A 14,121-nucleotide genomic window follows, 5' to 3' on the forward strand; every position below is an offset into this window, starting at 1 on the left:
CTCGCTCCCTACTTCGATGATTCGGCAGGAGTCTGTCCTGCGCCGCGTTGCTCTCTTAACTCGCGGTATTGGACCGCGTGCGGTCCAATACCGCAGATAAGGGAGTCTAGAGGGCGAAAGCCCTTTGGAAAAACAGCCCTCACGCAACCGCCCCCGCTCCGGATCGTTTCGGAACAGGGGCGGCAATAGAACTGCATGTGGCGTGCGTCTAGTTGACGCGGTTGATCTTGTCGGTAACGCCCCTGATGAACGTCTCGTACTCAGACTGCGAGATTTCCGCCTTGGGCACGATACGCACTTGCGCCAACTGTTCGCGCTCTTCGTCGCCGAGGGTGGTATCGCTGGTGACGACCATGACCGGGATGTTTTGCGTCTCCGGATTCTCGCGCAGCTCGCGCAGCACGGCAAACCCGTCCATCTCCGGCATACGCAGGTCGAGCACAATCAGGTTTGGCCGGCGGATCGCCACCTGCTGCAGCCCTTCAATACCGCTGCTGGCGGTGTACACTTTGAATGTGCCGTGTTCGCGCAGCAGTTCGCCAAGCAAGCGCAGCGCGTCGTCCTGATCGTCGATCAGCAGGACGCGCGGGATGTTGGCGGCTTTCTCCGCACGGTGGACGGCTTCCATCAGGATGTCGGGCGAGAACGGCCGCTGCAAGAAGGCGAATGCGCCCTTGTCCAGCGCGCGGTCGCGATCTTCGCTCAACGTCGTGACGATCAGCGGAATGTCGCGCGTGTCGTCGCGGGACGTGAATTCCTCGAGCAGTTCCCAGCCTGCGCCGTTCTCGAAGTTGACGTCCATCAGGATGAGCGTGGGCTGCATGGCCGGCACGACCGCGCTGGCTTCGAGCGGCGACGCACACACGATCACTTCCCAGCCCTCGCGCTGCAGCGAACGCCGGAACTGGTCGACCATGTCCGGGTTGTCCTCGATCAGCACAAGCTGGCGCTTGACCTCGACAGGCATTGGCGGGACGAGCATTCCGGTGTTGCCTGTGCGGCGCGGCAGCGTCTTGGGGACGACCGGCTCGAGCGGCTCTTCCTCGGTGACGATCATCTCGGTCGGGATGGTCACGCTGAACGTCGACCCGACATTGACCTCGCTCTCGACCGTCAGCGTGCCGCCCATCAGCTCCATCAGCGACTTGGCGATCGGCAGGCCGAGGCCGGTACCGCCGGCAGTGCGCGTCAGGGACGAGTCGACCTGACGGAACGGTTCGAACAGCAGCGCCATGTCGTCGTCAGAGATACCGATACCGGTGTCGATGACGTCGATACGCGCAAACGCTTTGCCGTCCGCGGTGATCGGATAGGCTTGGATCGTCACCTCGCCCTGCCGCGTGAACTTGGCCGCGTTCGAGACGAGGTTTAAGAGCACCTGTCGCACGCGCGTCTTGTCACCGTATACGTTCGGCAGGTTGTTGGCCACGTCGAGGCGCAGCTCGATGGGCTTATCCTTGATCAGGCCGACGGCGATCGACCGCACCGCCTCAATTTCCGGCTTGAGGTCGAACTCCTCGACGTTCACCGTCATCTTGCCGGCGGTAATCTTGGCCTGATCGAGGATGTCGTTGATGACCGTGAGCAGATGCTGGCCAGAGCTGAAGATCGTGTTAAGGTCGGTCTCCTGCATCTCGCTGAGCGGGCCGGACATGCCCTTGAGCATCATGCGGCTGAACCCGATGATCGAGTTCAACGGCGTGCGCAGCTCGTGCGACATATTGGCGAGGAAATCGCTCTTGAGACGGTCCATCTCGCGCAGTTCGTCGTTGGCATGGGTAAGCCGTTCAAGCAGCTGGTTGGTCTGCACGACTGCGGTCAGCGAACTCGACAGCGTTTGTAGAAGCTGAACGACTTCGCGCGGGAACTCGTTGGTCTCGTTGCCCTCGACCACGATCACGCCGAGCAGTTCGCCAGCGCCGACGAGCGGCACGATCGCCGCCGAGCGCGACCCCGGCGACATGCGGCGGTAGGTCGGAACGCGGTCAAGGTTGTTGAACACCGACACGGTCTGCTTTTCGGCGGCGCGCAGCAGCGCGTCGTCGGGCAAGCTGCCGATCCGCACCGACATCACCTCGTCGTTCTCGATCCCGAAGCCAGCCACGGCCTCGACCTCGAGGGCTTCGCGGGTAGCGCCCGTATGATCCTGATACACGCGCTTGACGTACACGCCGATCGCGCGCGCGTTGAACGATTCGTACAGCGTATCCGCCGCGCTCTGCAGCGCCTCGCGGACGGTCGGCGCGGCGGCGGCGGCAGACGTCACCTGGAACAAGAGACCCATGCGGTCGGCTTGATCCTGCGCCGCTTCGTACAGGTTGGCATTGTCGATGGCAACCGAGATCTGCGCGGCCAATGTCGTTAGCGCGGTGATGTCGTCTTGGGTGAACGCGTTCGATAGGTTCGACTGCACGTCGAGCGCGCCGATCACCCGCCCTTTCAGGATCAGCGGCAGCGCCATCTCGGAGCGTGTCAGCGGCAGGAAGCTGTTGGGCGCGTGCACCACGCCCTGTGCGGACGTGTCCTGCGCGATCACCGGACGGCCTGTGGCGGTCACCTGACCGATCACCGAGGTCGAGCCTTTGGCCAACCGGTGACGGGCGGCGAGCATTCTCTCGCCTGCTTCGCCGGTCGATGCGCGCAGCACCGCATACTCGTCGCGGTCGTCCATCAGGAAGATTTGCGCATGGTCGTAGTTGAAGCTGCTGCGCACCAGATCGACGATCTGCGGCAGCAGTTGGTCAAGCTCGAGGATCTGACCGGCAGCGTTGGACACCTGCGCGGACGTTTCGAGCTGGCGGGCGCGCCGGTTGGTCTGATCGAGCAGCAGCGCCGCATCCAGCGAGAGCGAGGCCTGCTCACCGAACGACTGAAGGATACGCCGCTCGCTTTCGGTGGTCGCGTGCGGCTCTTGGCTCGAAATCCAGATGGCACCGAGCGAGCGCGACGCCACGCGCAGCGGGATGACCGAGAACGAGCGAGCGTTCAACACCATGCCGACTTCCGGGCTGATGCCGAGCTGCGCGAGCAGTTCCTGCGCACCAGCCGAGTGGATGTCGTTGATGCTGACCAACTCGGGCTGCCGCAGGGCTTCCCACCCGGGGAAGTCCTCGCGCTTGAACGTGACACCGCGCATGATCGGCGTTTCGTCGCGCGTCCACTCGGCCGTGATGGTGATGGCGGCGTTCGGGTTGTCCCATGACACGCCGTTGAGCTGCGCGACGAACGCATGCGTCAGATCATCCGACAACAACGTGGCGACCAGCGCATTCAACACGTCCGCGGCATTGGTCGCGTTGCTCAGCGCGCGTGATGCCTGATACAGCAGCGCGCTTTCTTGCAGCGCCATCTCGGTCTGTTGGAACAGCAGGCGGTTATCGATCGCGGTTGAGGCGACCTCGCCGATCTGCGACAGCAGGCGCTGGGCGTCGTCATCGAAGCCGACGGGCTTGCGCGAACCGAGCACCAGCCACCCGACGGGGATGTCGCTGATGGACGAGCGCAGCGGCACCGTCATCAACGATTGGACGCCGATCCGGTTCAATTCGGTCTCGGCCTGCTCGCCGACGACTTCCGGCTTGACATGATCGAAGTAGCGCACTTCGTCGTTGCTCAGCACGTTGATCAGCGCGCCTGCGCTCTCCAGAGGAGTCACGCTGCCGCGCGCTTCGCTAAGTTGGCCGGTCACCAGGTCGCGCAGGAGGATGTACGACTCGTCAAAGCCGAGGTTCTGCAATTCGAAGTTCAACACGTCGAGCGCCTCGTCGAGCTGCTCGGCCTGCGCCAAGCGGCTCTGCGCGCCATAGATCGTCACCGTTTCGTTCAGCACGTCTTGCAGCGAGCGTTCGAGCACGCGCAAGCCGGAGATGTCGCTGAACGTCAACACGATGGCGTTGGTTGCGCCGGCGACGTTGGCAACCGGCGCTGCGCTGATCAGCAGGTCGACCTCGCCGTAAGGCGTGCGCACCGCGACATCGTCGTTCGAGGCTGGCTCTTGCGTCGCTTGCGTGGCGTATACGCACAGCTGGTCTTCCGGGTACGGTTCGAACGTGTCGCTGCGGATCAGTTGGTAGTTCTCGATGGAGAACGGCTTGTCGACGCGGTCGCCGAGCAGCTCGCGCGCACGTTCGTTGGTGATGATCGGCAGCAGGTTGCGCGCGTCGAGCACGACGACGCCGGCGGGCAGCGTAGCGAGCGTGGACGAGAGCGTCTTCTGCTCGGACTGCGCTTGCAGGAACAGGCGCTGGTTTTCGAGCGCCACCGCGATCTGCGAAGCCAGCGTGCTCACCAGTCGGGCGTCGGCCTCGTCGAGGTTGGCGCTCTCGGCGGCGCGGCCCACGATCAATGCGCCGATGGCTTGATCGCCGACCCGAATCGGGGTCGCGATGGACTTGCCGTATACCGGGCGATAGGTCTGTGGCAGCGACCGAGGATCGTTGATGATAAGCGGCTCGGTCATGCGCAGCGTCGACGTCAGCGGGTGGGCATCGGTCGTGTGCAAGCGGTTGACGGTCGACTGTTCGTAACCCGGCAGGTTGGCGCTGATCGTCTCTAGCAGGTCGTTACGCGGGTTGTAGATCGCCAGATGCCAGCGGTCCAATTCGGCGGCTTCGGCTACACGGCGAAGCACCTCGTCGATCGACTGCTCGAAATCGACACCGATCTGGTTGGCAAGCTGCGCGGCCTCGGCCAACGCGAACGCGCGCTGTGCTTCGAGGCGGGCATTCTCGAACAGCAGTTTATTTTCTAGCGCCAAGCCCAACTGACCGGCGGTCGTTTGCATGAAGTTGGCGTAGCGGTCGGTCAGTCCCTCGGGACGGTTGCTGTGCGCCACCAGCGCGCCAAACCAGTACCCGTGCGACTCAACCGGAACGATGACCGCGAAACCGGCGCCGTTGCTGTGCAGTACGTCGGCCACTTTTGCGGCGGGATCAGTCTCGTCAATCGCGTCCGACACGTTGAGCGTCACAGCGCCGACGGCGTCTTGCAGTAGACTGGCAATCGGCAGCTCGTCGCGGCCAAAGGTGCGGCGCTCGCCCCCTTCGGTGATGCGCGACTCGGAACCATCGACCGCCCACTCGTGGGCGAGTTCCAGAAACGGCGCGTCTTGGCGCGGGTCAGGCTGCGCCAGCCAGATCATGATGCGCAAATCCTGCGCGCCCTCGGCTTCGACAGCCAGCAGCGGGCGTGAGAGGTGATCGACTGTTGCGCTGAAAATGTCGTCGGCTGTCTGGGCGCTCGAAATGGCGCGGGTGGCGATGTACAAGCGGCGGGTTTCGTCCAGCGCCTGCTCGGTGCTTTCCAGCAGGCGGCGGTTTTCAAGCTGTGTCGACATCTGGCCGGTAATGGCGCGGTAGACGACCCCGTCTTCCGGCGAGAATTGGCGCGGCTCGCTGGACGTGATGTAGAAGAGCGCGATCGGCGTCGCGCCGCTGAACAGCGGATAGATCGCGACAAAGCGCACAGCCTGCGGATCGGGCAGCCACGGGACACGCTGCGACAGCACCGGCGAAGTGCCGCGGTCGTCCAGCAGTAGTTCCGGTTCGCGGCTGCGCATCGGAGATTCCGGCGCGATGCGAATACGATGGCGGAAGTTGACCTGCTGTACAGCGAGGTTTTCGCTGTAGGCCACGACACGCTGCATGACCGGCCAGCCGGTCTCGTCCAATTCGCCTTCCAACAGCGCGAGGCTGAAGTTGACCTTCAAATCGGTGGTGGTCGCCAGCGCGGCGCTGATCAGATCGCTGAAGTCGCGGGCAGTGTTGATGATGCGGCTGGCAGCGTAAAGGCTTTCGTTGCGGGCGCTGGTCAGTTCGTTGCGCTCAAGCAGCAGCAGGTTGTCGCAGGCGATGCTGACCGGGTCGATCAGCGCCGGATACAGACGCGTCTCGCGCACACTGAACACGCGCGGCAGCGGGAAGCCGAACACCGCGATTCCGAACCACTCGTCGCGGACGGTCAGCGGGAGCACGAGGGCCGACCCGCAGGCCAATTGCTTGAACAGCGTGCGGGTGGCTTCGTCCATCCGGTCGTCGGTTTCCACGTCCTCGAGGAACAACGCTTCCTGCCGGTTGAGATTGCGCAGAAACGGCACGTCCTCAAAGCGGATCTCGCTGTCGTCCATCGGGTTCGGGCGGCGGCTTGCGGTACGCGCCGACGGGCTGTAGCGGTCGGCACGGATGACAGCAGTCTCGGGCACTTCGTCGTCGCTCACGGGATCGGCGAAGATCCAGATTTGGCTGCGATGTGCGTCAGGGATGGCGGTCGAGTGCACGGCATCGACCACGCCGGGCAGCACATCGGCTTCACTGAGGCTGCGGCTAAGGGTATAGAGCGTACGCGTCTCGGACAGGTTATTTTGCGATTCGGTGAACAAGCGCGCGTTTTCGACAGCCAGCGCAACGCGGTCGGCCACGGCCCGCAGCACGGTTTCGTGCGCATCGGTCAGCGGCTCTTCGACGTCAGGCTGAGCGCGCAGTTCGCCGATCACCTCGCCACGTACGCGGATCGGGACGCTGATGCCGATCTCGCCGTCCTGCGGCTCTTCGTCGACTTCCTCGACCTTCATCAGGTCGTACTGGTAGTGGTATTCGGTCGAGAGCGGGTCTTCGAACGATTCCCACGCGTCACGCGTCAACTGGCGGTTCAGCGCGTTGATCTGCTCGACGCGCTCCTGCGTCTGCTGGATGAGCTGCGCCTTGTTGATCGCGACGGCCAACTGGTCGGCCAACAGCCCGTACACCGGCAGGTCTTGCTCGCTGAACGCGTTGACCTGTGAGGATTGGATATCCAGCGCACCGATCACCTTGTTGCCAACGATCAGTGGCAGCCCGATTTCCGCGCGGGTCTCCGGCAGCAAGGCGTTGAAGCCGTGGCCGGCCTGCGGGTCGCGCGTGTCGTTGACGACCACCGGGAGCTTGGTCGACACGGTACGCCCGATGACCGTGGGCGAGCCGTAACGAATCTTGTGCCCCTGCTCGAGCATGCGTTGGCCGGCCTCGCCCTGACTGTAGGCGAGCACCGCGTTCTGCGAGACGTCGTCCAGCAGGAACACCTGCGTGTGGTAGAAGTTGAACTCGGCGCTGATGAACTGAATCGCCCGTGTCACCAGTTCGTCGATGTCCATCAAGCCGGCGGTCTCGCGGCCAATGCGCGAAGCAATTTCGATTTCGCGATTGCGCCGCCGCAGTGTCTCGTCCAGCTCGTCGCTCAGTTGATTGATCCGGAACGTCGCCGATTCGATGGCCCCCATCAAGGCATCGATTTGCTCGTCGTCGCCCGTACCGTTGGCGCTCGCGCCATTGGTCGCCGTCACCGGGCGCAACTGTGTCGCGGAAATACGCGAGACCTCGGCGGTTGCCAGCCGTTCGGCGGCGGAGTGCACGGCGGACTGGAACGGCCTCAGCGCGCTGACCAGAAGCCGGTCGAACAGGAAGACTGCCGCCACGCCCAGCGCAAGCACAATACCCGCCGTGACGACCGACGCGTTGTTGGCGTCGACCAGCAAGGCGGTCCCGTTGTCGATCAGCGCGACGCGCCACGGGAAGTCTTCACCCGGGTACGGGCTGACCAGACTGGTCGAGTACAGATCGTTGCTGACCCACGTATCGTTGAACGCGTCGGGAATCTGCGAGAGGTTGAAGCGCGTGGCCGTCTCGTCAATCGACAGGTCGGACAGCGCGAGAACGTCGTTGGTGTTGTTGACCAGAACGGCACGCCGTTCGGATTCGAACAGCGGGCTGGTGCTGTCGCCGACTTGCGACAACACCGATTGGAAAGCGGCCAAGCTGAGTTCGAGTTGCAGCACACCGCCCGTCTGATCGATGGCGACGTATAGGCTCACGGATTCGTTGAACGTATCGGCAGGGCCGACACGGACGCCGGTCTGCGCGGACTGCGCGACCGCGTTGAACGTGATATCGGTCTCCATAGACAGGCGCTGCCGATAGCGTGTCACCAACGTGACCTGACCGCCGAGGTTTTGCGCCTCACCCCACACCGCGTTGGTGCGGGTAAGATAACGTGCAGCGAGGTACAGGTCGGGCGACCGGGTGATCAGGTCACCGAACGAACGCAGCAGGTCGCGCTGGGCAAGGCGCAGGCGCGCGCTCGGCGCGACCGGGTTCGGCTCTGCAACGACGATCTCGTTGTAGCCGCGCACAAACGCGCTCGACGCCAAACCCTGCAAGTCGGTAGCGGCCTGTGCCAACAGGCTGTTGACGTCGCGGTTCACCACGCGCATCGCGTCTTCGCGTTCGATTGCAAGCCGCTCGCGCTCGCGGATTTGCGGCACGACAAACGCGATTACGACGGCGGTCGCGACAAACACGCCGAGGATCGGCAGCATGCGGAGGCGAATGCGCCGGAGCAGAGAGTTGCGCGCGGCCTGCGTCCGCCTGATGGTCGTCGTCATAGGTCAACGCTCCGTAAACGTACTCTACTCGTCCGAATTCACGCCGTTGGTGTAGCCGGCGCCACCCAACTTGAAGATTTCGCTGCTGCGCGTACGCCGGCGTGCGCCTTCCACGCCGAGGCGCAAGCTGACGTTGCGTGTTTGCAGCGCCTGCCCAACCTCGCGCACGGCCGTCGTCAAAATCGCTTCGACATCGCTTTGCGCGGTGATCTTGGCGGCGATGTCGTTCAGAACGCGTTCGCGCTCGGCGGCGCGCTGGCTTTCCTCGAACAGGCGGGCGTTGTCGAGGCTGACAGCCAAACGGCTGACCAGTTCCTCGGCAAGCTGCACTTTGTCGTCGCCGAATTCGTTCACCGGCAGTTCCCACAGCACCGCGCCAAGCACCTGACCGCGCAGCGCGATCGGCACCGCCAGCGGGATGGTGCGGTTGCTGGTGATCGATCCGATCTGAGTGACGCCGGTCTTGATGGCCTGCGCACGCAGCGTTTCGGTATCGGTGCGGGTGGGCGTCCCCGACCAAGCCACCAGTTCGCGCGAGCGTACCGAGAACAGGTGCTCGCGCCAAGCGGCGGCGGTGTTGTCACGGTTGGTGCGCGCGATTTCGTTCAGCGCGGCCACCGATTCCTGATACAGACGCGCGTTCTCGAGTGAGACGGCGATCTGGTCGGCCATCGCTTGCAGCGTACTGATCTGATCGGGCGTGAAGCTGTTGGCGACGGTGCTCTGCACGTCGAGCGCGCCGATCACGCGTTCACCGAGGCGCAGCGGAATAGCAAGCTCGGCGCGGGTGTTCGGCAGCAGTTCGTTGACTCGGTGCACTTCAGACGCTGCCGTGTCGAGCACGGCGGTAATCATGCCCTCGCCGGTGGTTCGGCCGATAACGGATGTCCCGCCAATGCCGAGGCGGTGGCCGCGTTCGAGGAGCTTGCGGCCCGCGTCGCCTGTCGAAGCACGCAGCACGGCGTTTTCGCCCAGTTCGTCGTTGAGGAAGATCTGCGCGTGGTAGATGTTCGGGAACACCTTGATGATGAGCGCCACGACCTCGTCCATCAGGCGCTGTTGGTCGCGCTGGGTGGTCGCGTAGCGGCCGACTTCTTGCGTCGCCGCGATGTCGCGGATGCTCGCCTGAAGACGTTCATTCAGCGCCCGGATGCTGTCCTTTGTCTGCTGGTGAACGGCTACCGCTTCGCGTAAGGCAGCACCGAAGGCGTCGCCACGCCGCAGCGCGCGCTCGTTGACTTCCAGCGGCGCGTCGAGATCGGACGAGATGACGCGGCGGGTTTCACGCAGCATCGTGGTGCCATCGCGCCATACGGCATACACCATCACGGTGCCGATGAGGGCCACGATTGGGATCAGCCACGGCGAGCTGCCGAACGCCGCTTCGGTAACCGATGTATCGAAGCGCCCCGTATTGACCTCGGTGATCAACGCCAGCGCCGTGTTCGGAATCGACAGGTAGTATCCCAGCATCGGCAGCGCGACGCCGGTGATCTGGTATTCGGCGAACCCGCGCTGGCCGGCCAGAGCCAGATTGATCGGGGCCGAGCGCACGGACTCGGTCGCTTGCTGAACCGAACCGGGATCGGTCAGCACGACGCCGGTACGGGTCGCCAAGTAGCTGACGATCGAGAACTGGGTCTCAGCGTCGGGGTCGGTCACACCCGCAAGGTTGTTCAAGAGCGTATTCTGGAGGTTCAGACGGCCGATCAGGAAGCCGACGATCTCTTGATCGATCTCGATCATCTGCACGATTTCGGCCTGATCTACGTCGTCGTCGGTGCGATACACGATAAGGCGCTGTGGTTCGCCGAGGGTTTGGGCGTCGATAGCGCCGCGGAAAGCCGGCGACTGTGAAATGTCGGTGCCGACGATTTCGCGCTGGGCCGCTTCGGTATCGAGCGGGTATACGCTGGCAGCGATTACACCCTCCGGCGATACCACGCGCACATACTCGAACAAGCCGTTCTCGATCAAGCGGAATCGCAGAAGATCAGTCGCCTCGGACCGCGCGACGATGTCCGAACCGGACGGCGTGCCGGTGATCTGGAGCAGACGCAGCAAGCGCGGGCGCAGATACGCCGTGGACGACGCGTTCTGGATGGTGTTGAACGCGTTCTCGACCGCGTCTTCAATACGCGCCGCACGCGTGATCGCGGCCTCGTACACGAAGTCGCGCAGGCGGCCTTCGGCTTCGGCTTCAGCAGCAGACTCGAAGGCGTTAATCACTAAGCCGCGGCTGATGACGATGAACGCCAGCAGAATCGCCGCGAGCTTGAGCCAGTACGGCCACTGGCGAGGGTTGAGGGCGGCTAGCATGCTTAGTCTCCGGCCACGGGTTCGGTGTCAGACAGCGGCGACGGGATCACCTCGGTAGAAGCGGGAGGCTCGTCGCGCATCGGCGGCGCTTGTTGTTGGAAGGGCTGCACGTGGATGCGCGAATTGACCGCGCCGAGTACTTCTCGGAAGCTCTCGACCGCCGTAGACAGCACGGAATCGACGTCGGTCGCCGAAATCAGGCGGTTGGCCACGCCGGATGCCAACGCTTCGCGCTCGGCCTGTGCGCGCGTCTGTTCGATCAGCCGCTTATTCTCGAGCGCGAGCGCCAGACGGCCGGCAAGAATGCGCGCCGTCGCGAGCTGGCGCTCGCTCAGCGGCTTGCTGCCGGGCAGCGAAAATGACATCACGCCGAGCGTCTCGCCGCGCAGGGTGATCGGCAGGCGCACGATCCGGCTTGCGCCGCGCTGTTCGACCTGAAGTTCGGCGCTTTCGAGCACCGGGCGCAGGTCGGTCGGCATGTCGTTGGCCGGAACCAGCGCGCCGCTGGGCGACACATCATAGCCGGCGAGCCGCTGACCAACGCGCTGATTGCGCCGGCCGGTCGAGGTCAGCTCCGCCAAACGGGCACGCAGGGATTGAGTCGTTTCCTGCTGTTCGCGCACGGTCGTCTTAAGCGACAGCGATTGGCGTACGGTCGTCAGCGTCGCGGCGATGTTGTCCGCCAGCGTCTGCAGCGTCAGCAGTTGATAATCGGGGATCTCCGACACGGCTTCGTGCTGTACGTCCAACACGCCAAGCAGGGTATCGCCATAAACCATCGGCAGCACTGCGCCGCAGACCGTAGTCGGCAGAAAATGGGTGCGCCGGATGAACGTGTCGGTGCGGTCGATACGCACGCTGCGCCGTCCTGTCGCGGCCTCGCGGACGGCACTGGTTTCAGGCAGGGCAGTCACGCCGGCGCGCTCGATACGCTGACCGCTTCCAACCGCCAGTCGAACGCGCTCGTCCAGCCCGCCGCTCGTGCCGATCAGGTAGAACTGGGCGAACGGGAACTTCATGTCCGCGCGCACAAAAGACAAAGCCTGACCGAGCAGGCGGTCTTCGTCGTTGATGTCGAGCGACGCGCCGATCGCGGCAACGCGCTGGAGCGCGATGACGTCGCGCTGAGCATCACTGGCGACAACCGGCGCCCATCCCGCAAATGCAATCAGAAGCGCCGAGTCGACGATTAGCGTGAACATGACGAGCAGCAGGTCGGGCAGCACCGATTGGCCCGGATCCATCACGACGGTTTCGGCCGTCTGCCGCTGCGCAACGGCCAGCACAATTGCGGTCGCCACCAGCAGTGCGCCGGTGATGGTCATACCGGTACGGCGCATCAGGCTGCCGGCCGCTACCATCGGGATCGACAGCACGATGACGCTGCTAAACGACAGCGAGCCGCCCATCACGGTCATCGCAAACAGGCCGAGCAGTGCGACCAATACCGCCGATGCCACGCCGATCAGACCGCGCCGCGCCGTAAGGTAGACGACAAGCGCTGCCACCGGGGCGACATACGAAATCACCAGCCCGGCGCCACGGGCCATCGGCGCATCCGGCGCGGTCGCCGCCGAAAGCAGGCTGAGGGCCAGCCACGGCAGCGCGATCAGCAGCAGTGCGAACCCGATGAAAATCAGGCCGCGCATCCGCTGCTGATCGACACGGTCCTCGAATACGACCGGCGATGAAAGAATTCCCGTCGATGAACGCTGCATATCTTGTCCTCCGCCCTGCTACCGCGCCGCCTGCCCGGACGGCATCAATCCGACGCGGATCGAGCCCTCGTCGGCGGCGAGGGTCTCTGCCAATTCGGTCAGCGAAATTTGCAGCAGTTCGTCGACCGTCTCAGCCTCCTGGAAGCGCGAGATGACGGTATTGATCCGCTGCTGCTGCGCGGATGTCGCCTGCGCCTCTTCAATTAGCCGCACCAGCTCGAGCGCGGCGACCAATCGTTCGGTAAACCCGATAATCGCGTAGATCAGGTCGATTTCAGTGTTATCGCCGCCAATGATCTCGATGGCACCGAGCGTCGCATCGCGTAGTTTAATCGGCGTGGCAGTCAAAAGGTCGCCGTCAGGCGTCCGACGAGTCACGACCGTACCGGAGTGATAAGCGTCGATCATAGCGGGCGTCCAACCGGGGTTGTACGTCACTTCGTCCCCGACGATCCGGATACCCGTTACCTCGGGCTGCGCACTCAAGGCGTCTTCCCATGCTTGGCGCGTCAGCTCACGGTTCAGGCGCTGAATCTCGCCGAGGCTCTCCTGCGCGCGCTTGGCCAGCTCCTGATTCTCGCGCACGCTGCTTTCCTGCGCGGCGAAGAGCTGTGCATTGCGGATCGTCACGGCAAGCTGGTTGGCGAGCGCCTGAAGCGCCTGCACGTCCGTATCGGAGAAGGCGCCAGCCTCCACGCTCTGCACGTCGAGCGCGCCGATGACGCGCTGTTCGCCTGCGTCACCCGCGACCTGCATCGGAAGCGCCAACTCGGCGCGTGTTTCCGGCAGCAGCGCGTTAAAGGCGTGCCCCGGCTCGTTCCTGGTGTCGTTGATCAGCACGAATTCGTTGGACAGCGTCACGCGGCCGATAACCGATTGCGACCCGACCCCGAGGCGGTGGTTGCGCGCGAGCAGTTCGCGGCCTGCGTTCCCGGTTGAGGCGACGAGATTGGCAAACTCGCGCTTCCCGTCCACAAGGAAGATCTGAACGTGGTAGAAACCGAACTGCTCCTGAATCGTGTTCACAGTATTCTGGAGCAGCGTCTCAAGCGCGGTTAGGCGGCTGGTCTGACGGCCGATGTCCGCTACCGAGACCAGACGGCGGAACGACCGTTCGGCCGTGACTGTCGTGCGCTGCGTGATGTCGAACAGGTAGCGGAACACGATCGCCACGACGACCGTAACGCCGATCCCGCCAACGGCCTCAATGCCGCGATCCGTCGGCGAGATGCCGGTCTCTTGGATGACCTCCAGCAGTGTGCGAAAGAACGGCACGGTTGCGATGACCGTCGCAACGATGAAGAACGGCGTCGTTGTCAGCGTGGCAGCGACGATGACACCCAAAACCACCAGCAGCAACCGGATTTCGTTCTGAGAAATGAACAGCGCCGCCGCTAAGAGGATGAACGCGGCGATCACGCCCGCCGCGTTGATGCGCCCTTGGCGCACCAACAGCAGCGCAACCAATCCAACCAACGATGTTCCGAGGTTCAGTGCCAACTGGCGCGGCGAGAAGATGTCTGCGCCTGCAGCGGCTTGTGCGACCGCGCCGAACCACGGCAGAATGAGCAGCACCCAGCTCAACGTCAGCGCAAAGCGCCGTTGAATTGAACCGATGCTTCCCGTCAGGACATTCTGGCGGGCGGCGCTTTGGCCGGTCGCAACACCCAT

At 63.9% G+C, this 14,121-nt stretch carries 4 protein-coding genes; all 4 read right to left on the reverse strand.

All coding sequences use genetic code 11. The annotated features are described in order from the left end of the window. Positions 1-208: 208 nt before the first annotated feature. The 4 genes from IPM16_15930 to IPM16_15945 are packed head-to-tail and all read right to left on the reverse strand — an operon-like array spanning position 209 to position 14,121. Entirely contained in the window at positions 209-8,413 is an 8,205-nt protein-coding gene (locus IPM16_15930; protein MBK9124589.1) for a GAF domain-containing protein, read from the reverse strand. Between the two features lie 24 nt (positions 8,414-8,437). Next, positions 8,438-10,732 carry a GAF domain-containing protein gene (locus tag IPM16_15935; GenBank protein ID MBK9124590.1) on the reverse strand — a complete coding sequence of 765 codons (2,295 nt, stop codon included), beginning with the start codon at positions 10,730-10,732 and terminating at the stop codon, positions 8,438-8,440. 2 nt (positions 10,733-10,734) lie between these two features. Further along, positions 10,735-12,450, reverse strand: a complete 1,716-nt coding sequence (locus tag IPM16_15940) for a hypothetical protein (protein ID MBK9124591.1) — start codon at positions 12,448-12,450, stop codon at positions 10,735-10,737. 18 nt (positions 12,451-12,468) lie between these two features. Then, positions 12,469-14,121, reverse strand: coding sequence for a GAF domain-containing protein (locus IPM16_15945; GenBank protein MBK9124592.1), 1,653 nt, complete (start codon positions 14,119-14,121; stop codon positions 12,469-12,471).

Origin of the sequence: Candidatus Flexicrinis affinis (assembly GCA_016716525.1) — a bacterium.
Lineage (GTDB): Bacteria > Chloroflexota > Anaerolineae > Aggregatilineales > Phototrophicaceae > Flexicrinis > Flexicrinis affinis.

Bases quoted from the DNA above. Each gene is read 5' to 3' on its own strand.
- IPM16_15940 (MBK9124591.1), bottom strand. From the start codon at position 12,450: ATGCAGCGTTCATCGACGGGAATTCTTTCATCGCCGGTCGTATTCGAG.
- IPM16_15945 (MBK9124592.1), bottom strand. From the start codon at position 14,121: ATGGGTGTTGCGACCGGCCAAAGCGCCGCCCGCCAGAATGTCCTGACG.
- IPM16_15930 (MBK9124589.1), bottom strand. From the start codon at position 8,413: ATGACGACGACCATCAGGCGGACGCAGGCCGCGCGCAACTCTCTGCTC.
- IPM16_15935 (MBK9124590.1), bottom strand. From the start codon at position 10,732: ATGCTAGCCGCCCTCAACCCTCGCCAGTGGCCGTACTGGCTCAAGCTC.